The sequence below is a fragment of the Nocardia sp. NBC_00508 genome, from assembly GCF_036346875.1.
Taxonomy (GTDB): domain Bacteria; phylum Actinomycetota; class Actinomycetes; order Mycobacteriales; family Mycobacteriaceae; genus Nocardia.
On record NZ_CP107852.1, the window covers coordinates 1,020,020 to 1,042,298 of the forward strand.

Annotated in this window: 19 protein-coding genes; 11 read left to right on the forward strand and 8 right to left on the reverse strand. The window is 68.5% G+C overall.

The features are described from left to right. Positions 1-25: 25 nt before the first annotated feature. From OHA40_RS04430 to OHA40_RS04445, 4 genes are all read left to right on the forward strand, one after another. Complete coding sequence (locus tag OHA40_RS04430; RefSeq protein ID WP_330231791.1) at positions 26-1,549, forward strand: multicopper oxidase family protein; 1,524 nt, start codon at positions 26-28, stop codon at positions 1,547-1,549. An 89-nt stretch (positions 1,550-1,638) separates the two neighbouring features. Continuing rightward, entirely contained in the window at positions 1,639-2,370 is a 732-nt protein-coding gene (locus OHA40_RS04435) for an ABC transporter ATP-binding protein (protein WP_330231792.1), read from the forward strand. After that, positions 2,367-3,161, forward strand: coding sequence for an ABC transporter permease (locus tag OHA40_RS04440; protein ID WP_330231793.1), 795 nt, complete (start codon positions 2,367-2,369; stop codon positions 3,159-3,161). The genes OHA40_RS04435 and OHA40_RS04440 overlap by 4 nt, the downstream gene beginning before the upstream one ends. After that, positions 3,158-3,796, forward strand: a complete 639-nt coding sequence (locus OHA40_RS04445) for a TetR/AcrR family transcriptional regulator (RefSeq protein ID WP_330231794.1) — start codon at positions 3,158-3,160, stop codon at positions 3,794-3,796. Before OHA40_RS04440 ends, OHA40_RS04445 begins: the two co-directional genes overlap by 4 nt. Positions 3,797-3,818: 22 nt before the next feature. Here OHA40_RS04445 and OHA40_RS04450 read toward each other — a convergent pair whose 3' ends face one another. From OHA40_RS04450 to OHA40_RS04475, 6 genes are all read right to left on the reverse strand, one after another. Beyond that, positions 3,819-4,253 (reverse strand): L,D-transpeptidase, encoded by a 435-nt coding sequence (locus OHA40_RS04450; protein ID WP_330231795.1) that lies wholly within the window; start codon positions 4,251-4,253, stop codon positions 3,819-3,821. Between the two features lie 298 nt (positions 4,254-4,551). Next, positions 4,552-4,785, reverse strand: a complete 234-nt coding sequence (locus OHA40_RS04455) for a Trm112 family protein (protein ID WP_330231796.1) — start codon at positions 4,783-4,785, stop codon at positions 4,552-4,554. Positions 4,786-4,795: 10 nt separating this feature from the next. After that, entirely contained in the window at positions 4,796-5,377 is a 582-nt protein-coding gene (locus tag OHA40_RS04460) for a GtrA family protein (RefSeq protein ID WP_330231797.1), read from the reverse strand. After that, positions 5,374-7,629 (reverse strand): hypothetical protein, encoded by a 2,256-nt coding sequence (locus OHA40_RS04465; protein ID WP_330231798.1) that lies wholly within the window; start codon positions 7,627-7,629, stop codon positions 5,374-5,376. Before OHA40_RS04465 ends, OHA40_RS04460 begins: the two co-directional genes overlap by 4 nt. A gap of 121 nt (positions 7,630-7,750) precedes the next feature. Continuing rightward, the gene (locus OHA40_RS04470; RefSeq protein WP_330231799.1) at positions 7,751-8,248 is read right to left on the reverse strand and encodes a GtrA family protein; all 498 of its coding nucleotides are present in this window, start codon (positions 8,246-8,248) and stop codon (positions 7,751-7,753) included. Further along, positions 8,245-10,416 (reverse strand): hypothetical protein, encoded by a 2,172-nt coding sequence (locus OHA40_RS04475; protein WP_330234041.1) that lies wholly within the window; start codon positions 10,414-10,416, stop codon positions 8,245-8,247. The genes OHA40_RS04470 and OHA40_RS04475 overlap by 4 nt, the downstream gene beginning before the upstream one ends. Before the next feature lie 269 nt (positions 10,417-10,685). Between OHA40_RS04475 and OHA40_RS04480 the strand changes: the two genes are divergently transcribed. Then, a complete protein-coding gene (locus OHA40_RS04480) occupies positions 10,686-11,786 on the forward strand; it encodes a glycosyltransferase family 2 protein (protein WP_330231800.1) in 1,101 nt (366 codons plus the stop codon). Continuing rightward, positions 11,776-12,915: a dTDP-4-amino-4,6-dideoxygalactose transaminase gene (rffA, locus tag OHA40_RS04485; RefSeq protein ID WP_330231801.1), complete on the forward strand. Its 1,140-nt coding sequence runs from the start codon at positions 11,776-11,778 to the stop codon at positions 12,913-12,915. The genes OHA40_RS04480 and rffA overlap by 11 nt, the downstream gene beginning before the upstream one ends. A 237-nt stretch (positions 12,916-13,152) precedes the next feature. On the opposite strand, the gene OHA40_RS04490 is transcribed toward rffA, so the two are convergent. Together OHA40_RS04490 and OHA40_RS04495 are read right to left on the reverse strand one after the other, a co-directional pair. Then, positions 13,153-13,752, reverse strand: coding sequence for a class I SAM-dependent methyltransferase (locus OHA40_RS04490; protein ID WP_330231802.1), 600 nt, complete (start codon positions 13,750-13,752; stop codon positions 13,153-13,155). A gap of 87 nt (positions 13,753-13,839) precedes the next feature. Further along, a complete protein-coding gene (locus OHA40_RS04495) occupies positions 13,840-16,791 on the reverse strand; it encodes an AMP-binding protein (protein ID WP_330231803.1) in 2,952 nt (983 codons plus the stop codon). Between the two features lie 132 nt (positions 16,792-16,923). On the opposite strand from OHA40_RS04495, the gene OHA40_RS04500 reads away from it, so the two are divergent. From OHA40_RS04500 to idi, 5 genes are all read left to right on the forward strand, one after another. Beyond that, positions 16,924-17,259, forward strand: a complete 336-nt coding sequence (locus OHA40_RS04500) for a hypothetical protein (protein ID WP_330231804.1) — start codon at positions 16,924-16,926, stop codon at positions 17,257-17,259. 334 nt (positions 17,260-17,593) lie between these two features. Then, positions 17,594-19,000 (forward strand): family 2B encapsulin nanocompartment shell protein, encoded by a 1,407-nt coding sequence (locus tag OHA40_RS04505; protein ID WP_330231805.1) that lies wholly within the window; start codon positions 17,594-17,596, stop codon positions 18,998-19,000. Between the two features lie 15 nt (positions 19,001-19,015). Continuing rightward, entirely contained in the window at positions 19,016-20,755 is a 1,740-nt protein-coding gene (locus OHA40_RS04510; protein WP_330231806.1) for a family 2 encapsulin nanocompartment cargo protein terpene cyclase, read from the forward strand. A 31-nt stretch (positions 20,756-20,786) separates the two neighbouring features. Beyond that, positions 20,787-21,659: a geranyl diphosphate 2-C-methyltransferase gene (locus OHA40_RS04515; protein WP_330231807.1), complete on the forward strand. Its 873-nt coding sequence runs from the start codon at positions 20,787-20,789 to the stop codon at positions 21,657-21,659. Next, positions 21,656-22,231, forward strand: a complete 576-nt coding sequence (gene idi, locus OHA40_RS04520) for an isopentenyl-diphosphate Delta-isomerase (RefSeq protein WP_330231808.1) — start codon at positions 21,656-21,658, stop codon at positions 22,229-22,231. Before OHA40_RS04515 ends, idi begins: the two co-directional genes overlap by 4 nt. Positions 22,232-22,279 lie beyond the last annotated feature (48 nt).

Consider the following 22,279-nt stretch of genomic DNA (forward strand, 5'->3'; position numbering starts at 1 on the left):
CACTGCCGATTTCTACTGTCTTGCCATGTCTTCGGATTCCCGGCCGCGCAGATGGCGGCGGTTGCTCGTGGTTCTCGTATCGGTCGTGACGTCGCTGGTTCTCGCGATCGCCGGTGGCGTCGCCTGGATATACGTCGATGCGGCCGTATCCACTGTCGGCAGCACGGAATTCCGTAACGAACTCATCATTCCCCCGCTGGCGCCGTCGCGGATCGAAGCCGACGGAACCCGCACCTTCGATCTCGAAATGAAGTCGGGGCGAAGAGAATTCCAGTCCGGGCAGGTTACGCAAACCTGGGGATTCAACGGCGACTATCTCGGGCCGACGTTGCGGGCGCGACGCGGGGAGAAGGTGGCGGTCACCGTCCGCAACAACCTGACGGAGGCCTCGACCGTGCACTGGCATGGGATGCACGTGCCCGCCGCGATGGACGGGGGTCCGCACCAAATGGTGGCGCCGGGCGCTAGCTGGACACCGAACTGGAGCGTCGATCAACCCGCGGCCACCCTGTGGTACCACCCGCATCCGCATGGCGCGACCGAAGACCACGTCCGGCGCGGCCTCGCGGGCATGTTCCTGCTCGACGACGACGTCTCCACCTCCGTGCCCCTTCCGGCGACCTACGGCGTCGACGACCTGCCCGTGATCGTCCAGGACGTGAAGTTCAAGGGCGCCGCGTTCGACTCCGCCCACGCGATGTTCCGCGATGTCGGATTCCTCGGCGATCGGACCATGGTCAACGGGACCCTGACGCCATACCGGAACGTCGGCGACGAACTCGTCCGCCTGCGCCTGCTCAATGCCTCGACCGCGCGCACGTACACGTTCGAACTCTCCGACCAGCGCCCCTTCGCGCTCGTCGGCACCGACGGCGGACTGGTGGAACGACCGATCACCCTGGATCGGCTGCGGCTGTCGCCGGGCGAGCGCGGCGAAATCGTCGTGCGGATGCGGCCCGGCGAGCGAACGGTGCTGCGCAGCGGCGAACTCGATGCCGGACTGGACTTCTGGACACAGCGGTTCTCCGGCGGCGACGACACCTTCGACATCCTCGAACTGCGTGCGGCCGACACGTTGCGGCCGTCACCGGAACTCCCCGCGACGCTTGCGCTCCCCGCCACGCCGGACGGCACCGATTCGGTGCGCGAACGACATTTCGATATGAACCTCGCCGGGATCAACGGCATGCCGATGGCGATGGATCGCATCGATTTCGCGGTCACTCGCGGGACCGCCGAGACCTGGGTGGTGCGCAACATCGACGGTATGCCGCACAACTTCCACATCCACGACGTGCAATTCCGGGTGCTCGCGGTCGACGACGGGCCCCCGCCCGCCGCGCTGACCGGCCCCAAGGACACCGTCTTCCTGCCGCCGAACGGCACGATGCGGCTGGCCATGCGGTTCGACGGCCCGGCCGATCCGGACTCGCCGTACATGTACCACTGCCACCTGCTCTGGCATGAGGACCTCGGCATGATGGGCCAGTTCGTGGTCGTGAACCCAGGGCAGACAGCCGGGACGCCGCCGCGCCACCACGGCCACTGAATCTCCATCGGGCAACCCCTTGCTGGTCCGCTGCGGCCGCGCTAAATTCATCACATAGTGAATTCAACGCTCGATGAATTGAGGCGACCGTGGCGCAATCCACTCCATCTCCCGCCGTCGAAGTCCGGGGCCTGCGGGTCCGCCGCGGCGGCCGCGAAGTACTGCACGATGTCTCGCTGACCATCCCGCGCGGCTCGATCACCGGGCTGCTCGGCCCGTCGGGCTGCGGCAAGACCACGCTGATGCGCTGCGTGGTCGGCACCCAGATCGTCGAATCGGGGGACGTCTCCGCGCTCGGTCTACCCGCGGGTTCGGCGGCGTTGCGCCACCGGATCGGCTATGTCACCCAGGCGCCGAGCATCTACCCCGACATCAGCGTCCGCGACAACGTCGCGTACTTCGCCGCGCTCTACGGCCGTGACCGCGCCGACGTCGACGACGCGATCACCGCGGTCGGCCTGGGCGAGAATGCCCACCAGCGCGGCGACGAGTTGTCCGGCGGCCAGCAGACCCGCGCCTCGCTCGCGTGCTCGCTGGTCGCCCAGCCCGATCTGCTGGTGCTCGACGAACCGACCGTCGGCCTGGACCCGGTCCTGCGGGTCGAGCTCTGGAAGCAATTCCGCGAATTGGCGGCGAACGGGACGACGCTACTGGTCTCCAGCCACGTCATGGACGAGGCCGAGCACTGCGACCAGCTACTGCTGCTGCGCGAAGGACGGCTGCTCGCCCAGCTCAGCCCCGACGAACTGCGCGCTCGGACCGGCGAACAGAACTTGGAGACCGCCTTCCTCACCCTGATCACGATGGGACTGAACGCATGACCGCCACCCTCGACGCCGGACCGCGCCGCATGCCGACGCTGCGCCCGTACGCCGCGACCACCGGTCGCATCCTGCGGCAGCTGCGCAACGACCACCGCACGGTCGCCATGATCCTGGTGGTTCCGGCCCTGCTGATGACGCTGTTGTACTTCATCTACAAAGACACCCCGACCAATCCGTTGAACCCGGTTTCGCTGTTCGACCGAGTCGGCATCAGCATGCTCGGCATCCTGCCGTTCATCGTGATGTTCCTGATCACCGCCATCGCCATGCAGCGCGAACGCACCTCGGGCACGCTGGAGCGATTGCTGTCCACACCGCTGTCGAAGCTCGACCTGCTCGCCGGATACGGCACCGCCTTCTCACTGGCCGCCGCGGCGCAGGCCACCATCGCCTGCCTGGTCTCCTTCGGCCTGCTCGGGCTCGACGCGGCGGGCAGCCCCGCCTGGATCGTGTTGATCGCGGTGGTCGACGCAGTCTGCGGCGTGGCGCTGGGTCTGCTGGCAAGCGCGTTCGCGCGTACCGAATTCCAGGCCGTACAGTTCATGCCGGTCGTGGTGGCGCCGCAGATCTTCCTGTGCGGCCTACTCGTTCCCCGCGACCAGCTGCCCGATTGGCTGGAGGTGATCAGCAACGTGATGCCGTTGAGCTACGCGGTGGACGCGCTGCAAGAGGTGTCGACGCATCCGGAGGTCACCGGACAGATGTGGGGCGACCTGGCCATCGTCGCCGGATTCGCGATCGTCGCGCTGGTCCTGGGCGCGGCGACGCTACGACGGCGGACCGTGTGACAGCAGGCAACGGTTCCGGCGGGGCCGAGCGGCCCAGCCGCTCCGGCCGCCGACCGGGGCAGTCGGGCGCCCGCGAGGCCATCCTCGCGGCCGCCCGCGCGCGGTTCGCCGACGCCGGCTTCGACAAGACCTCCGTGCGCGCGGTCGCCACCGACGCCGGGGTCGATCCGGCCCTGGTGCACCACTACTTCGGCACCAAACAACAGCTCTTCGCCGCGGTAGTGGAACTGCCGGTGGATCCGGAGATGATACTGCGGAACATCGATTCGGCGCCGCTGAATCACTTGGGCGAGACCATCATTCGCGCGGCACTCGGGGTGTGGGACTCCCCCGCGGGGCCTGGTGTCGTCGCGGTAGTGCGCAGCATCTTGGCCGGGAGCGACGACCCGGCGCTGGCCAGAACGTTCCTGTTGGACATCGTGTTGGAACGTGTCCGCAAGCGCATCGCCACCCCCGAGGACGACGGCCGCACCCGGGTCGCGCTGGTCGCGTCGCAGATGATCGGCGTGCTGGTGGGGCGCAAGATCATCGGAGTCCAACCGCTGGCCGCCATGCCCGCGGCCGACCTCGTCGCCGTGGTGGGCCCGACACTGCAGCGCTACCTGACCGGGGACATCGGGCAGGAACGGGCATGACCCCCGCGATCACCGCGGCCGGTCACTCCACGACTTCGACAACGTCACCGGGCCACAGGTACTCGTAGAACTCCTTGGCGCCTTCGTGCGTCATGCGGACGCAGCCATGCGACTCCTTCTCGATCGGGCCGACGTGGAAGGCGATGTCGCCGTTGAAGAAGACCGCGTACGGCATCGGAGCGTTGTGCATCGTGCTCCAGTGGAACTCCTTCTTGAACGACACGCGGAACACCCCGGGCGGGGTCTCGTATCCCGCCATCCCGTGCGAAATCGGCGTCGGACCGTAGACCACCCGGCCCTCGTCCATCAGCCAGGCTTCGTCGGTCGACAGCCGCATGCAGGCGCGGGCGGCGGTGGAACAGGGCGCCACGGGCGGTGGCGGTGGAATCAGCGCCGGCAGTCCGGGGATGTCCGGGCCACCCGGCCAGAGCGGTTCGGCCGATGCGGGCGAAGCCATAGCAAGCCCCGCTGACACCACACCGCAGGCGATCGCACATCGAGCTGTCCAGTTACGTAAACGCAAGGTGCTCATTACGTTCCTGACCTCTCTACTCTTACGCCACCTGTGACGCTCAGCAGGTCGGTTCGAGCGCCCGACGCCGGAGCGTGCGGACCTTCGCGAGGTGTAAATGATCATGGCGGACCCGGCTTCGGAGGGTCAACGGTCCTAAACGAACGTGACTCATCCGTTGCCGAGCGCCGCCCTCGCGCACCTGGGAGCGGGCAGAGAGGGGGTCAGCAGAACGTCCGCAGGGTCAGACGTCGGCCTGCGGTGCCGTGAACGCTTCGTGTTCGGCGTCGGTGACGTTCCTGGCCTCGTCGACGAGCAGTACCGGAATGCCGTTCTCGACGGGGTATGCCCGGCGCAGACGCGGGTTGTAGAGCAGCGTGCTGCCGTCGGCGGCATGGACCAGCCGCAGCGGGCCCTTGTCCTGCGGGCAGGCCAGCAGGCTCAGCAATGTGGCGTCCAGGGTGGGATGCTCAGGCATACGGGAAAACCTACCTTCCGGCCGGAACGGATCGGGAACCGTCCGTGCCGAGCGCGGACGTGCGCCGGAACGAGACGTGGCGGTGCCCGAAGAAGCTGGCGACCGCCACCAAGGCCATGACCGCGACCGCCGACGGGATGCTCGGCAGATGCAGGACCGAGACCCCCACCTGGAGCAGCACCATGTTCATCAGCAACCCGCCGGAGTTCACCGCTACGAACGCGACGAAATCGCGGATCAGCCGACCCCGCACGCGGAATACCAGGCTCCGGTGCAGGACGAACGCGATGACCACGCTGACGGCGTAGGCCGCGGCGGGCGCGACGGCGGCTGGTACCCGATGACCGAGCAGGACCAGCCACATCACTGTCAGTGACATGCCCAGACCGGTGTTCACCATGCCCACGATCGCGAACGCGATCTCCTGGCGCCGCACCAGTCGCAGTAAGGGGCCCGGGTCCGCAGCGACGTCCTCACGGTCCGGCTTCGCGGTGCCGCAGGGCCCGGCGTTCATCGCCAGCGCGTCGAGCGACGTCGCGTTCGTGGTGTCGGGGCGCATGTCCCTCGCCCGCGGCGCTGCGCCCGCGCTCATCGGACGGCTTCCGCCGGATCGGGCTCCGGAGAAGCAGCCACGTCCCGTGGCGCGGGCTCGTCGGTCGCGGCGGCCGCACGGTCCGTCCGGCGCCTGCCGCGCAGGTACGCCCACTCCAAGAGCCCGACGCCCACCAAGCCGAGCAGCGCCGCGGCCACGCCCAGCTGCCAGCCGGGCGGCCGCCAGGTCAGCACCAGCTCACCATCCGATGTACCAGGCGGAATATCCACGGCCACAAAGGTTTTCGCTACGAGCGTGGAGGGGATTTCGTGACCGTCGAGGGTCGCGCGGTAGCCCGGCCAGCCGAGCCGCGCGAACACGACCCGTCCACCATCCGGGGAACCCACCCGCACCCGGCTGGTCGTATCCGATTCGGCGACCGAGGTCGCGGTCCCGCCCTGTACGGCCGAGATTCGGCCGTTCCGGGTCGAGATCACGCCGTCGCCGCGTTCCAGCACCGAGATGTACTGTTCGTGTCCCGGGTAGTCGACCCAAGTCCAGCCCGGCGGCGCGGGCTGGTCGCGTGCGTCCGGGTGCAGGGCGCGATGCAGCACGACCCGGTCGATCTTCATCAGGTCGACGATGGTCTTGCCGGTGGTCGGTTCGGGCGCGAAAGCTCGCCGGTACGCGTCGGGGCAGACGCTGGTGTCCCAGCGCATGCACAGCATCTCGCCGAACCAGAAGTGCCCGTTCGGGGTGTATCCACTGACATAGGTCAGTTCGAGATCCTTGGCGTAGTTGCCGAATACCAGCGACCCGTACGCGCCGCGCAGGCTCCGCTCGTCCCGCGGGATGAGCATGCGGTCGCCGAGTTGCAGCGTGGTCCCGGGGAAATCGGGGAACGCGGCCTTCATCTCCGACCGGTTCTCCGGCAGATTCCAGCCCATCGGCGTCGGCTGAGCCGCCCACACCTGCAGATAGGCGATCGGGGACACCGACACGATCACCAGCGCGCACGCGGCGGCCACGCCGCGACCGCGGCCGAGCCGGACCACGGCCGCCCCGAGCGCGGCGACGCCCAGCGCCGCGACGACGTGCCCGAGCACCTCGTGCGGCGCCGCCGAGGACGACCGCGTCCACAACAGACCGATGAGCACCGCGGCGGCGATGCCGCGCCGCCGCCGATCGGCGAAGGTCGCGAAACGGCCCAACAGCACGCAGACCAGCACCAGCAGGCCCAGCGCGACCATCGGCAGCACGCGGGCGGGCCAGCGCAGCGGACCGATCGCGCCGGGCCCCGCGGTCCACATCAGCGCCATCGCCGCGAACAGCGCGGGCGCGACCAGTTCGCGCGCCGAGTCGAGCGCTTTGCGCCAGTCCACGAAGGCCAGCGCCGGAATCAGGAACCACGCGATGTAGACCACCGGCATCGGCTGCACGTAGCCCCACCACGAGTTGAACGCGGGCAACGTACTGGGCAGGCTCGCGTTCAGCGACTCCGACCACGGCACGGTGAAGAGCTGATCGTTGTTGATCTGCGCGGTGCCTCGCCAGGTCACCTTCGCCGACAGCATGCTCGGCAGGTAGGTCGCCAGACCGGCCAGCGCCGCGCAGGCGGCCACAGTGAGCAAACGCAGCGACGGCCGCCACGCCTTCTGGTAGACGAGTTCACCGACCGCGACGGCGCCGATCATCAGACCGGCCTCGACCGCGGGGAAGATGTACTGCACCGAGATGGCCAGATACAGAAAGACGAACGTCGGGATCGGCCCGGTGCGCCCACGGGCGTACCACACGCCCGAAGCCCACGCGTGCGCCAGCCAGGCGGTGCCGGTGAACGCGGTCATCCAGCTGGATTCGTCGAAGAACAGCAGCCATCCGGTGAACGGCATGGCGACGCCGGCCACCGCCGCCCACGGCGCCTTCGCCGCGTAGGCCAGGCAGATCCGATAGACGCCGAGCCCGAGGATGATCGCGAAGACCAGCTTCACCACCGTGGCATACAGCGCGAGATTGCCGACCGAGGGCGCGATCAGATCGATCAGCAGCTGCGGCGGATTGAGCAGGCCCGCCTCTTCGATGGTGTAGTTGCCCGCCATCCAGTGCTCGGGCACGAGCGCGGGAAACCGTCCCTCGCGCAGGTGCCGGCCGAGCATCACCCAGAGCGGCGCGTACTGCGACTCGGTGTCGTCGGTATAGAAATGCCGGACGTTGGCGAGTAGCACCGCACCGTATCCCGCGACCACGCCGAGCGTGGTGACGATTCCCCAGGTGAAGACTTCTCGCGAAACGAAGGTTCTACGTTCGGCCACGAGTCACAGACCCTACAGGCAACTCCCCGCAACCCAGTCGAGCCACTGCCGGGAACGCGTCCGACGGCGCAATGACGTTGTCTCCGTAGGCTCCGCGACCTCGCTACACCCAGCCGGCGAACTAGCCCGCCACTCCAGAGGACCGCGCCTCCGGGCGACGGCGGAACGAGATGTAGCGGTGGCCGAAGAAACTGGCGACCGCGACCAGGCCCATCACCACCACCGCGGACGGGATCCGCGGCAGGTGCAGTACCGCGACCGCCAGCGAGAGCAGCACCGTATTCATCAGCAGCCCACCGGAATTCACCACCACGAACCCGGCGAAATCGCGCAGCACACGGCCACGCACGCGGAACACCAGGGTCCGGTGCAGGATGAAAGCGATGACGATGCCGAGGCAATAGGCCAGCACGACCGAGACGGCGGGTGGCCACGCGTCACCCAGCACGGCGAGCCACGCCACGGTCAAGCCGATACCCAGCAGGGTGTTGCACACGCCCACCAGGGCAAACGCAACCTCCTGCCGGCGCACGACACGCGCCAGCAGTCCCGCAGGAGGCTCATCGGCCGCCGCCGCGCTCGAGTTCGCAGCGGCGGCGGGACGTGCGTTCGCCGTCACGAAACGACGTCCGCCAACTCGCGGTCCGGCTCGGTGGGCGTCGCATCATCGGCCGGCTCCGGCTCCTCGCGACGCCGCGACCGCAAGTGGAGCCACTGCAGGACGCAGATGCCGAGCACGCCCGCCACCGCGGTGGCGATGCCGATCTTCCAGCCGGGCGGACGCCAGGTCAGCACCAGCTCGGCGTTCTGGGTGCCCGCCGGAACGTCGACGGCGACGAAGGACTTGGCGACCGTCGTCATGGGAATCGACGTGCCGTTCACGGTGACCCGGTACCCCGGCCAGCCCAGCCGTGAGAATACGACCCGGCCGCCCTCGGCCGAGGACACCCGCACCCGGCTGGTGGTGTCGGTCTCCGAGATCGAGGTCGCGGTTACGCCCTTGGCGTCGGCGACGCGGCCGTTCGTCGTCGAGATCGGACCGCCCACTCGCTCCAGCACGCCGATGTAGCGCTCATGACCGGGATAGTCGACCCACTTCCAGCCCTCCGGCGCCGGTTGATTCGGCGCGTCCGGGAACAGCGCGCGTTGCAGCACGACCCGGTCCAGCTTCATCAGGTCGACCAGCGGACGCCCGGTGGACGGTTCCGGCGCGAACATCCGCCGGTAGGCGTCCGGGCAGACGCTGCCATCCCAGCGCATGCACAGCATCTCGCCGAAATAGAAATGCCCGCTCGGGGTATAGCCGTTGACGTAGTCGAGCTCGAGCCCCCGGGCGTAGTTGCCGAAGACCAGCGACCCATAGGCGCCTTCGATGCTCTTGTCCTGCGGCTGCAACAGACCACGATCGCCCAGCTGGATGGTGTTGCCCGCGAAATCCGGGAACGCCGCCTTCGCCTCGGAACGCTTCACGGGCAGATTCCACGACATCGGGGTGGGTTGCGCGGCGCTGACCTGGAAGTAGGCGATCGGGAACATCGCGACGATGGTCAGGGCGCACGCCGCCGCCGTGCCCTTGGTGCGGCCCAACCACACCGCCGCGGCCACCAGCGCGAGGAGCGCGACCGCCGCGACCACGTGCCAGACCCAATCGTGCGGATCGGCGGAGAAGGATCGCACCCACAGCGCCAGGATCAGCACGCCCGCCGCGATCCCGCGATTCTTCGCATCGCGCACCGTCCCGTAGCGACCGAGCAGCACGCACACCAGCACGAGCAGACCGATGGCCAGCATCGGGAGCACACGAGCGGGCCAGCGCAGCGGACCGACCGAACCCGGGCCCGCGGTCCACATCAACATCATGATCGCGAAGATCGCGACCGCGCTGAGCTCCTGCCACGCCTCCCGGGCGCGGCGCCAGTCGACGAACGCCAGCGCCGGAATCAGGAACCAGGCGATATAGGTGACCGGAAGCGGCTGGACGTAACCCCACCACGAGCTGAACGCGGGCAGCGAGCTGGGCAGGCTGGCATTCAGCGACTCCGACCACGGCACCGTGAGGAACTGGTCGTTGTTGATCTGCGCGGTGCCGCGCCAGGTCACCTTCGCCGAGAGCATGGAGGGCAAGAAGGTCAGCAGACCCGCGAGCCCGGCACAGCCCGCCGCGACCGTCAGCCGCAGCACGGGCCGCCACTTGCGCTGGTACACCAGCTCACCGACCGCCACGGCGACCAACATCAGCACCGCCTCGACCGCAGGGAAGATGTACTGCGTCGAGATGGTCAGGTACAGGTACACGAAAACCGGGATCGGCCCGCCCAGACCGCGCGTGTACCGCACCGATGCGGCCCACGCGTGCACCAGCCAGGCGGTGCCGGTGAGCGCGGTCATCCAGCTGGCTTCGTCGAAGAACAGGAAGAAGCCCGACAGCGGCAGCGCGATGCCCGCCACCGCCGACCACGCCGGACGCCCGCCGTAGGCGAGGCAGACGCGGTATACGCCGAGCGCGGCGATGATGGAGAAGATCAGCTTCACGACGGTGGCGTACAGGGCGACGTTGTCCACCGAGGGCGCGATCAGATCGATCAGCAGCTGCGGCGGGTTGAACAGGCCCGCGTCGTCCATCGTGTTGTTGCCCGACATCCACTGCTCGGGCACCATCACCGGAAACGTACCCTCACGCAGCGCACGGCCCAGACCGACCCACAGCGAGGTGTACTGGGATTCGGTGTCGTCGGTGAAGAAATGCCGGACGTTGGCGAGCAGGACTGCGACGTAACCCGCGACCACTCCGAGCGCGGTGATGGCCCCCCATCGGTAGACATCTCGCCGCGAATAGACATCCTGCCGCGAGCCGAGCACTGCACTGTCCGTCACGAGTTCCAAACCCTACAGGGCCGCCCTCCGCTTGGCATCGGTCGGCGACGCCACCATGATGAGGGCATGATCAGCTGCTCCGGTAGCCGGAACCCGCACCGTGCTAGAGTCCACACCGGTTCGGGCTCTGCAGTCCTGCAACGAGTACCGGCACGCACCGTCCTCGAAAGTCGATCCAGCTGATGCCGATTCCCCCCGCCCGTACACGCCGTTCCGGCGCCCCCGCCACGAACGGTGATCCGGCTCGGCCCGGCCTGGACCGGCCGCACACGGTATCGGTGGTCGTGCCGGTGTACCGGGGCGAGGACACCATCGCGGGACTGGTCGCCGAATTGCACGGTCTGACCCGCACCGTCGAAACTCCCGGCGGCATCACGTTCACCGTCGGCGAGATCATCCTGGTGCACGACCACGGCCCCGACCGCTCCGACATGGTGCTCCAGGAACTGGAACAGACCTACGCCGAGGTGCGCGTCGTCTGGCTGAGCCGCAACTTCGGGCAGGACGCCGCGACGATCGCCGGGATGTCGGCGGCGGGTGGCGACTGGATCGTCACCATGGACGAGGACGGTCAGCACGACCCCCGCTTCATCAGCGCGTTCCTGGACACGGCCTTGGCCGAGCGGGCCGACCTGGTGTACTCCAAACCGACCAACACCAGACCGCACGGCTTCCTGCGCAATCTGACCTCACGCGGGGCCAAACTGGTGCTCGCGACGCTGTTCGCGTTCCCCGATTCCACCCGGTTCGAAAGCTACCGGCTGATCCGCGGCGATATCGGCAGGCAGCTCGCCGAGGTCGCCTCCAATGGCGTCTACCTCGACGTCGCGTTGACCTGGGTGGTCGGCGCCGTCGCGCAGGCGCCGGTGGTACTGCGCGCCGAGGGGCGCGAGGATTCCGGCTACAACTACCGTCGGCTGTTCTCGCTGTTCTGGAAGATGGTGCTGTGCAGTGGAACTCGCGGCCTGCGGCTGGTCAGCATGCTCGGTGTGACGCTGGCTCTCGCGGGTGGCGTGATGGCCGCCGTGGTCGTGTTCGAGGCGCTGACCACCGATCACTGGGCGCCCGAGGGCTGGGCCTCGACCATCGTCGTGCTGCTGCTGTGTTCCGGCGCCGTGCTCTTCTCGCTCGGACTCATCGCCGAGTACCTCGGCGTCGCCCTGCACATCCTGGTGGGCAAACCGCTCTATCTCACCGTCGAGACGCCGACGCCGCGTCCGGCCGCTACTTCGGAACTGACCGCGACCACCGCCAGCAGGGGGACCGACCGGGTTGAACACTGACCGCGTCATCTTCAGCCGCCCGTTCCGGGCGCGCAGGGAACTAGCCAATCTGGAGGCGGTGCTGGCCTCCGACCACAGCCACGGTGACGGGCAGTTCACCGCTTCGGCCACCGCGAAGCTGAAGACCATCACCGGCGCGCCGCACGCCCTGCTGACCACCTCCTGCACCTCCGCGCTGGAGATGTCGGGTCTGCTGCTGGAACTGGGCCCCGACGACGAAGTGATCGTGCCGAGCTTCGCGTTCACCTCCACCGCCACCGCCATGGCGTTGCGCGGCGCCACCTGCGTCTTCGCCGATATCGACCCGGCCACCGGGAACCTGGACCCCGCTGCGGTTGCCGCCGTGATCAGCGAGCGGACCAAGGCCGTGGTGGTCATCCACTACGGTGGCGTCGCCGCCGACATGGCCGGGCTGCTGGAGCTGGCGAACACGCACGGCTTCGCCGTCGTGGAGGACAACGCGCACGGGCTCGGCGGCACCTGGCGGGGCCGCCTGCTCGGCACCATCGGCACGATGGGCACGCTCAGCTTCCACGACACCAAGAACGTGCACTGCGGCGAGGGCGGCGCGCTGCTGCTCACCGACGAGATCCTGATGGCCAGGGCCGAGATCATCCGGGAGAAGGGCACCGACCGGGCGCGATTCCTGCGCGGCGCCGTGGACAAATACTCCTGGCAGGACATCGGCTCCAGCTACCTGCCGAGCGAACTGAACGCCGCCGTGCTGGACGCGCAACTGGACGAGTTCGACACGATCCAGGCCGGGCGGCACCGCGTGTGGGACACATACGCCGCCGCCCTCCCCGACTGGGCCCGGCGCAACGACGTGCGCCTCATGTCGGTGCCTGCCGACAGCGGGCACACCGCGCACCTGTACTACCTGCGCACCCCGACCGAACGCCGCCGCGACGGCCTCATCGCCCACCTCGCGGCGCAGGGCATCTCGGCGCCGTTCCACTACATCCCGCTGGACTCCAGCCCCGCGGGCTTCAAACTCGGCCGCACGCCGCGGGCCTGCGTGCAGAGCGCGGAGTTCTCCGCGACCGTGGTGCGTCTGCCGCTCTGGCCGGACCTGACCGACGCGCAGGTCGCCCGCGTCATCGACGCGGTCACCGCTTTCACCGTGTGACAGCCTGGGTCCGGTCCGCGACAGGCCCGGGTTCTGGTCTCACGCGGTGAGCACGTAAAGCGTCTCCCTGCGGCTCGCGATCAGGAACTGCCGCACTCGAGGCCCGGTGCGCAGTTCTCGCGAGCGTCGTGCGCGTGCTGTGCCGTCTCCGACAAAAAGCGCAGACGGCAGGCGTCGTGGACGCAGTGGTGGCGTGCCGCCGGGCCCTGTACCCGGCGACGGACCTGGACTCCGGTCTCACGCGGTGAGCACGTAGAGCTTCTCCCTGCCGCCCGCGATCAGGGATTGCCGCACCACCCGAGGCCCGTAGGCCGCGAAGAACTCGTCCAGTGTCCGCTCGGTGAAGCGGTGCGCCTGTTCGCCGTCGCCCGCGTCGGTGAACCGCTTGCCGATGGTGGCGAGCACCGGATTGTCGCTGGTCGCCAGGTTGCGGACCGGCTCGGCGACGATCACCTGCGCGGTCGCCGCCGCGAGCATCCGATCGATCACCGGCCCCGGCTCGGGGAGGAAGTGGTAGAGGCTGGCCTGCATGATCACGTAGTCGGCGGCGGGGAGCGGCTCGTCGGAATGCAGGTTCCACACCTTGCCCTGCCCGCCCGCCTCGATCACCCGCGCGACGAAGCGCTCGTTCAGGTCGAGTCCGGTGTAGTCGACCGATTCCCGGCGCAGGTAGCGGGTGTAGAGCGTCGCGGGTCCACAGCACAGGTCGACCACGCTCGCCCCCGCCGGGACGAGTTCCGCGATGGCGCGATACCGAGCCGTGTAGTGCCTGCCGTACAACCCGCGCATCAGCACCTCGTAGACGGTCCCGTTGCGGTAAATGAGGCTCGTTCTCACAAGCACTCACTATGCCATCGGCCGGTGAATCCCGTAGGTCGGCAACGTGACTGGCAGTACCCGGGCGAGGAGGCGTTCAGCACGTCGTCAATCGCCGAGCAGCGTGCGGGCCCGGCTCTCGGTGAGGACCTCGTAGGCGTCCGACGCGCGGTTGTACCACCAGGTGTCCGGTCCCGGCTGCGGTCGCCCGGCCTCCTGCACCGCACGGGTGGAGGGGCGGTAGGACGGGCTGCGCGGAATGTCGTCCACCAGATACACCAGGTCGGGACGCTGATCCGGTTCCAGCGCGCGCACCGCCTCGGTGACGTCCTCGGGTTCGAGCCGGAAGCCCTCGCGGACGCTCACCGCCGCAACCGCCACGCAGTCGTCGCCGACGTCGAGGCCGTACGCGACCTCCATATCGACGGCGGTGATGTCGTTGAGCACGTCGACGATGGGCTGGCCGTAGACCGGGCCGCGGCGGGTGCGGATGACCGTGTCCGTGCGGTCGATCAGCCAGTGGTCGCCATCGCTGTCGCGGCGGAACAGGTTCTCCGTCGGCATCCACGAGTCACCGGCGGCGAACACCCCGCGTAGACCGCCCGCGGAGATGTCCACGCCCTCGGACGCCTTGCCGATCAGCAGCCCGACCTCGTTGTCCGCGCAGCGCCGGGCGAAACCGGACCCGTCGACCAGGATCCGTTCGGTGAGCGGGTCATAGGCCACCAGTTCCACCTTCGCGGTGCCCGGCACCGGCCTGCCCTTGCACCCGCGCTTCGCGCCGGTCACGTTGGCCAAGACCACGTCGCCTTCGATGGAGGCGTAGAACTCCAGGACGCGGGCGGGCTCGAACTGCTCGACGGTGCGCCGCCACAGACCCGCGGGCATGCCGGAGCCGATGAACAGGCGGATCGGGTGGCGATGCCCGGTCGGGAAGACCTCGGCGTCGAGGATGTCGCGCAGCATGGTCCAGGTGTAGGTCACCACGGTGACGCCGTAGCGGTGCACCTCCTCCGCGAAGCGCCGCGGGTCCAGCGAACGCGCCAGCGCGATCCGGCTGCCGCCCGCGATCGCACCGCCGAGGCTGACCAGCAGGCCGGACGAATGATGCAGCGGCGCAAGGCAATACACTGTATCCCGACGGTTCAGGTCGGCCGTGGTCGCGGTGCCGAACGCCGACAGCGCCCAGCGATGATTGGTGATGTACTTCGTCTCCAGCCGGTCACCGGTGCCCGTGACGAGCACGAACGCCAGTTCCCGTGCCTGCCCCGGATCCGGCCGGAACCACGCGGGCAGCCGCACCTTGGCGGGATCGATCTGCTCGAGGTCGATCATCCGATCACTGGCGGGGATCGACAGCTCGCGCGCGACGCCGCCGCCGAGCACCAGCACCCTGACGCCGGTCGCGGCGGCTTGGCGCAGGTTCTCCGGATCGGCGATCAGGGTTTCCACGCCGGTCAGCTCGATCGCGTGACTCAGTTCGCTGCTCGGGGCCAGCAGCACCGCGACGGCACCCAGCCGCGACAGCGCCGCGACGGCGGCCAATGCGCTGGGCCGGGTCTCCATCACCACGCCGACCCGCATCGCGGGACGCACGCCGACCGAGACGAGGCCGCGCACGACGTTGTCGATGCGCGCGTTGACCGCCGCGTTGCTGTGCACCCGGTCGTCGAACAGGAACAGGTCACGCTGCGGAGCGCGCCGTGCCTGTTCGGCGACCAGGCGCCCGAGCGAGATCCTGGTGTGCGGCTGAATCATGCCGAGACGGGTCAGCCTGGGCAGTGCCCGCGCCGCCTCACCGGCCAGCTCGATCGACCCGCGCACCGTGTTGTTCGCGATGCCCTCCAGCGCCTTCCCCACCCCGGTGCCCGCCTCCGCCAGGGTCCCGGCGGTGTGGATCACCCGGGTGGCCGCCGACCGCGGGCGATTGTTCGGCACGTGCTCGGCCATCGGCACGATCTCCGGGGGCAGCGGCTCGGCGCCGTTCATCCACTGGACCCACTGCCGCACCAGCGGCCACGTGTGTTTGGTGGCCGTGCTCCCGGCCACCAGGCCGAAGTGCCCCGCGACCAAGGTCGCCTCGTAGACCTCCGCGTTCGGCGCCGCGCGCACGATGCCGCGTACCGCCGCGGGCTGGCCGATGTCGTCGACCTCGCCGACGAACGCCAGGATCGGGCATTTCAGCTCGGCCAGCGAGACCGGTTGGTCGCGGATCACGAAACCACCGAGCATCAGCCGGTTGTGCACCACGAACTGCTTGAGCAGATCGGCTGCGGCCGGGCCCGCGTAACCGACCCAGCCGTCGCTGTTGAGGAAACGGCGCTGGCGTTCTTTCGGCAGCAACGCCTCGCGGTCGTGCAGCTGACGCAGAAAATCGATCCTGGACTTGGCCGTCTTCACCGGGTCGAGCAACTGGAAGCCGATCCGCACCATGGAGTCGGTGATCGGGAGCCGGGTGACCACGTGGTCGGCCAGGAAGTCGGCGACGTCGGACACCATGCCGTAGGGCAGCCCGAACGGCATGCCCGCGACAACGTCGACCGGGCTGCCGAAGGTCACGATGCTGTCCACTCCCTTGCCGTACCGGTAGGCAGCGGTCTGATAGGCGAACATGCCGCCCTGGGAGTAGCCCATCAGGTGCACACCGCTGCCGGTGGCCTCGGTGACGGTGTCGATGGCGCTGCTGATCGCGAGCACATGGTCGGCGAGATCACGCTGCCAGCCGCCCTCCTCGCTGGCGGGCGAGCCGAAATCGACCACCCAGCAATCGACTCCGCCTCGCTGCAGGATGCCGACGGCGCCGTCTTCGGCGTTCACGTCCCAGATATCGGCGTTCACCATGAGCGGGGGGACCAGCAGGGCCACCGGACGACCCGTGGTGGTGTCGTCGGGGAAGTAGTGGCGCAACCGGTACATGCGTCTGCGCTCCACGACCTCGAACGGAGACGCCGCGACGTCATGGGTCAACCCGCCGAAGCGGATGACCTCGAGGCCGTTCTGCGCGGTCGCCATCAACCGCTGCACCGAGCCCACCACATCCTTCGCACTCAACTTCACCATCGCTCCTGGCCCTAGAACGTGACCCGCATCACACACCCCGAGGTGTTCAGACGAGCTTCCCACACCACATGTCCATTATGTGTCCGCTGTGACACGTCGCATGCCGGGTCGCCGCGTCCGCCGCTCATGCACATGCTCACGAACCTGTCCGGCCCCCTGTCGGCTCACCACAGAACGCCGCGCAAGACGCCGCCGACGGTCGGCACACTGGCGACCATGTCGTTGCGGCCCGGCTCCGGCCGAACCTCCGCAGCACGTACCGCTCCGCCGGAGAAGGCCGCCGCTCCCGAGGTGTTGATCTACGCGACGGTGATGACGCCTTCCTTGCCGACCTTGTCCATAGCCTCGGCAGCCAGCTCACCAATGGACGAGGCCTGGCACGCGCTCGGCCAAGCGGATCATCGCCGGGCCAGCGCGACCACCGAGCCGGTGACGACCACGGAGTCCAACCAGGCGTCCCGCCGATAGCTAATCCGCAGCGATCAGAAGGCAATTCGGCGATTCAGCCCAGTACGTCATTCGCCGTTACCGGAATCGACGGCGTGTCGTAACCATCCGGCGAACAGGAAGGCATCTTCGAAATTTCTCTGCGCGCAGCCGGTTTCACGGACTACCATCGATCACGTCTGGAACGCCATGGCGCGTAGGTGATTTCGTTCGATGAGCTGCGCAGGCACGTCGTGTCTGCCGATTTGTTGTGAAGACCCAGCGACTCTGAACTATCGACGACTCTGTACCACCCAACCCCCAAACCCGTCACCATCGATTGTCTCGGTGGCCGCCTCGAGGTGAGGACGCACGCATGACCATAGAAATGCCGCTCCAAACAGAAAACAACGCGCGCAAGAGCCTCAGTACCAGCACGGCTGGGCTGCTCGCGCACACCACCAAATCCGAGCCGCAGATGCAGGGCATCAGCTCGCGCTGGCTCACACGCGCGCTGCCATGGACACAGGTCAGCGGCGGTGTGTACCGGGTGAATCGCCGCCTGACCCATACCCTGGGCAACGGTGAGGTGGAATTCGTCATCGACGGCTCCACCGCGAGCGTCATCCCCCTGGAACTGCGCGAGCTGCCGCCGCTGCGCGATTTCGGTGACGAGGAAGTACTGCATGCCCTCGCACGGCGTTTCGAACAGCGCGATCTCGAACCGGGAACTGTCGTAGCGGAATTCGGAAATCCGATGGATCAGGTCTTGCTGATCGTGCACGGCAAACTGAGCAAGATCGGGTCGGGCGAGTACGGCGAGCAGACCAAGCTCGGCATATTGGCGGGCGGTGATTTCTTCGGCGACGCCATGCTCACCGACTCCTCGGCGATCTGGCCGGTCACCGTCAAGACCGTCACCAGGACGACCATGCTGGTTCTCCCCCGGCAATCGCTGACCGAGCTGCTCGACAACGCTCCGACGCTGCGTGAGCAACTTTCCAGCGTCGCCACCGCGCCCACCCGCCCGCAGAACAACAAGGGCGAGGCCGACATCGAGGTCGCCTCGGGTCATGCCGGCGAGCCGCTGCTCGCGGGCACCTTCGTCGACTACGACGCCTCCCCGCGCGAATACGAGCTCAGCCTCGCCCAGAGCGTGCTGCGCGTGCACACCAGGGTCGCCGATCTGTTCAACGACCCGATGAACCAGGTCGAGCAGCAGCTGCGGCTGACCATCGAGGCGCTCTACGAACGGCGTGAGCACGATCTGGTCAACAACCCCGATTTCGGTCTGCTGCACAATTGCGACCTGAAGCAGCGCATCGCCACCGAATCCGGTCCGCCCACGCCGGACGACATGGATGAACTGCTCAGCATGCGCCGCAGCACGAAACTCCTTCTCGCCCATCCGAAAGCGATCGCCGCGTTCGGACGCGAATGCAGCAAGCGCGGGCTCTACCCGGACCCGGTCGAGGTGGATGGGCACCGGGTGCCCGCGTGGCGCGGCGTGCCGATCCTCCCGTGCGGCAAGATCCCGGTCAGCGACACCCAGACCACCTCGATCCTGGCCATGCGCACCGGCGAGAAGGACCAGGGCGTGATCGCCCTGCACCAGACCGGCATCCCGGACGAGTACGAGCCGAGCCTGAACGTGCGCTTCAAGGGCATCGACGACCAGTCGATCATCTCCTACCTGGTCAGCTGTTACTACTCGGCGGCCGTGCTGGTGCCGGACGCGCTCGGCGTGCTCGACAACGTCCTGGTCGCCCGGCAAGCGGACTGACCGGGGGTGATGAGCATGTCGGTGCTCTCCCGCGCCGCGGCGGCCCAGGCGACCGACGAGGTGGCCGCCGCCGTCGTCGCGCTGCTCAGCAACACCCGGACGGCCGCCCCGCGCGAGCTGCTTCGAGCGGAAACCGCTGTTGCGCATCACGATTCGCCGCGAGACGGACGAACGGTCGCCGCGCCGCGCGCCCCGCTCGGTCCGTCCGGCCTCGGCGCCGCCGCGCTGCTGCTTCCACGCCAGCGGATCGACCTCGCCACGACGCCCAGCGGTACCTCGGCGGGGTCGGCACCCCCTCCGAGGCAGGCCCCGGGTTTCCCGGCGGGGCCGACGGCGCCTTCCGACGGTGACGAATTCTCCGGCGGCACGGCGAATTTCTCGACCGCTGACCGCACCAGCACGCCGGACACCACACCGGGCACGGGGACGCTGAGCGCCGCCGTGGGCACCACGCCGGGCGCCGCCGAAATCAGCGCCGCGGGCAGCGCGCCGACAGTAGCGGTGCCGACCAGTGACGCACCGGGATCAATCCTCGAGTCCGGTGCGGCGGGGCGTATGCCGACACGTTCGGTACCACGCGTTCCCACTGGACCGACCGGGCTGGGCACGGCGTCCACGTTCCTCGGCCGGTACGGCGGCGCGTCACCCGCGCGCACCGTCGTGCCACCGGCGTCCGGCACGCGAGCCGAACGGGAGCGCGCGAGCAACCCCGCACGTGTTCAACGCGGGCCGACCGAGCTCGACATTGCCACGAACCACGATCATCAGGACCCGATTCCCCCGCTGTACTGTCCGCCACCACTGCGCGACGATCCCGCACTCGCCGCGGCCGTCAATCACGGCATCGTGGACTGGGCCAGGGATATCGGCCTGTACGAAGGGCGGCTGGACGAGCTGCGTGACGCCGACTTCGGGCGGCTGATCATGCTCGCGCATCCCGATTGCGACGACCCGGACATCCTGCTGGCGGTGGCGAAATGCGCCGTCTCGGAATGGTCGGTGGACGATTACTACTGCGAGGAGGACGCCGATGACCGCGCGCCGGACGGAACTCCGTCCAGTGCGGAGGCAGAACTAGGGCCAAGGCTCGAGCTGGCCGCCGCCGCCATGGATCCGGTCCACTTACCCGCGCGCTACGCCGCCCAGCTCGAATCGGCCCTCGACGCCGACCCGATCCTGCGCGCGTTCCGCACCTCCTTCGCCCACCTGGCCCGCTACGCCAGCCCGGCCCAACTGGCCCGGCTGCGCACCGAGATCGCGGGCTGGTTCATCGCGCTCGGCGCGGAGGCGGGCTGGCGGGCGGCGGGGCGAATGCCGCCGGTGTGGGAGTACCTCACCAACCGCCAGCCGCACAGCTTCCTGCCGTGCATGGCGCCGACCGACGTGGTCGGCGGTTATGAGCTGTCGGCGGCGGAGTACACCGATCCGGCGGTGCGCCGGGCGGTCACCACGGCCGCGCTCGCCAGCCAGATGGTGAACGACCTGTATTCCATGGCGCGCGAAGACCTTTCCGACGGCAGGGAATTCAACCTGCCGACCGTCCTGGCCGCCGAGGAGCGCTGCTCGCGCCGGGAGGCGGTGCTGCGCACCGCCGAGGTGCACGACGAGCTGGTGCACCGATTCGAACGCGAGGCGGCGCCGTTGGCCGCGGCGGGATCCCCGGAGCTACGCCGCTTCCTCGCCGGCCTCTGGGCTTGGATGGGCGGCAACCGCGCCTGGCACGCAGGCAGCAAACGCTATAGCGACCCGAAATAGGCAGTACCGCACCGAGAGGGGATGATCGCGCATGACCATGCTCAACCCGGAGACCGGGACCGTTCTGCGTACCAGTTACCAGAAGTCCGTCGCCGCGTACTGGAACAACAATCCGAACGACGACCGGGTCAATACCAAACTCGGCGAGGTCGACGGTCTCTTCCACCACCACTACGGCATCGGCGAGCCCGACCTGTCCGTGCTGACCGGGCCGGAGGACACCCGCGAGGAGCGGATCGTCACCGAGCTGCACCGGCTGGAAACCGCACAGGCAGACTTCCTGCTCGACCACCTCGGCGACATCCGCCCCGGCGACCGGCTGCTGGATGGTGGTTCCGGCCGGGGCGGCACCGGCTTCATGGCCAATCAGCGCTTCGGCTGCCAGGTCGACGGGGTGACCATCTCCGAATACCAAGTCGGCTTCGCCAACGACCAGGCCGCTCATCGCGGGGTCGCGGACAAGGTGCGTTTCCACTTCCGCAACATGCTGGACACCGGGTTCGAGGCCGGTTCCATGCGCGGAATCTGGACCAACGAGACCACCATGTACGTGGACCTTTTCGAGCTGTTCCGCGAGTTCTCCCGCCTGCTGGAGCCGGGTGGGCGCTACGTGTGCATCACCGGTTGCTCCAACGACGTGACCGGCGGACGTTCCTCCTCGGTCAGCTGGATCGACGCGCACTACGGCTGCATGATCCATCCGCGTGGCGAGTACTTCCGCGCCATGGCCGAGAATCACCTGGTGCCCATCGCCGTGACCGAACTCACCGCGGCGACCATCCCGTACTGGGAGTTGCGCACGGAATCCGAGCTCGCGACGGGGGTCGAGAAGCCGTTCCTGACCGCCTACCGGGAGGGCAGCTTCCACTACCTGCTGATCGCCGCCGATAAGGTGGGCAGGTGACCGACACCCTCGCCCAGCCGATCACCGACCGCGAGGCCCTGCCCGTCGAACTCGTCGACGACGCGGGGCGCGCGGTCGGCGCGTGTTCGGTCGCCGAAGCTCACCTGGCCCCGGGAATGCTGCACCGCGCGTTCTCCGTGCTGCTCTTCGACGCGGCGGGGCGGGTGCTGTTGCAGCAGCGCGCGGCGGTGAAGACCAGGTTCCCGTCGCTGTGGGCGAACACCTGCTGCGGCCACCCGGCTCCCGGTGAACCGGTCGCCGCCGCGGCGGCGCTGCGACTATCCCAGGAAATGGGGTTGACCGCGGCGCTGACCGAAGCGGGGATCTACCGCTATCACGCCGCGGATCCGCGGACCGGCCGCGTCGAGGCCGAGTGGGATCACGTGCTGATCGGACTGCTGGCCATCGATACACCCCGACCGGACCCCGCCGAGGTGGCGGACTACACGTGGATCCAACCGGACGCATTACGCGTCGCCTTGGCCGACCATCCGGACGCCTACACGCCCTGGCTGGCCGGGGTGCTCGATATCGCCCAACCCGCGCACGCCACGGGAACGTCAGCGGGCTGATCGTTCCCTCAGCTGTTCGATTCCCTTGGTTCGAGGCGGCGACCACCG

Coding starts and splice junctions, on each gene's coding strand:
- OHA40_RS04505 (WP_330231805.1), top strand. CDS start 17,594: ATGACCATAGAAATGCCGCTCCAAACAGAAAACAACGCGCGCAAGAGC.
- OHA40_RS04500 (WP_330231804.1), top strand. CDS start 16,924: ATGCTCACGAACCTGTCCGGCCCCCTGTCGGCTCACCACAGAACGCCG.
- OHA40_RS04515 (WP_330231807.1), top strand. CDS start 20,787: ATGACCATGCTCAACCCGGAGACCGGGACCGTTCTGCGTACCAGTTAC.
- OHA40_RS04495 (WP_330231803.1), bottom strand. CDS start 16,791: ATGGTGAAGTTGAGTGCGAAGGATGTGGTGGGCTCGGTGCAGCGGTTG.
- OHA40_RS04440 (WP_330231793.1), top strand. CDS start 2,367: ATGACCGCCACCCTCGACGCCGGACCGCGCCGCATGCCGACGCTGCGC.
- OHA40_RS04450 (WP_330231795.1), bottom strand. CDS start 4,253: ATGGCTTCGCCCGCATCGGCCGAACCGCTCTGGCCGGGTGGCCCGGAC.
- OHA40_RS04510 (WP_330231806.1), top strand. CDS start 19,016: ATGTCGGTGCTCTCCCGCGCCGCGGCGGCCCAGGCGACCGACGAGGTG.
- OHA40_RS04430 (WP_330231791.1), top strand. CDS start 26: ATGTCTTCGGATTCCCGGCCGCGCAGATGGCGGCGGTTGCTCGTGGTT.
- OHA40_RS04455 (WP_330231796.1), bottom strand. CDS start 4,785: ATGCCTGAGCATCCCACCCTGGACGCCACATTGCTGAGCCTGCTGGCC.
- OHA40_RS04480 (WP_330231800.1), top strand. CDS start 10,686: ATGCCGATTCCCCCCGCCCGTACACGCCGTTCCGGCGCCCCCGCCACG.
- OHA40_RS04460 (WP_330231797.1), bottom strand. CDS start 5,377: ATGAGCGCGGGCGCAGCGCCGCGGGCGAGGGACATGCGCCCCGACACC.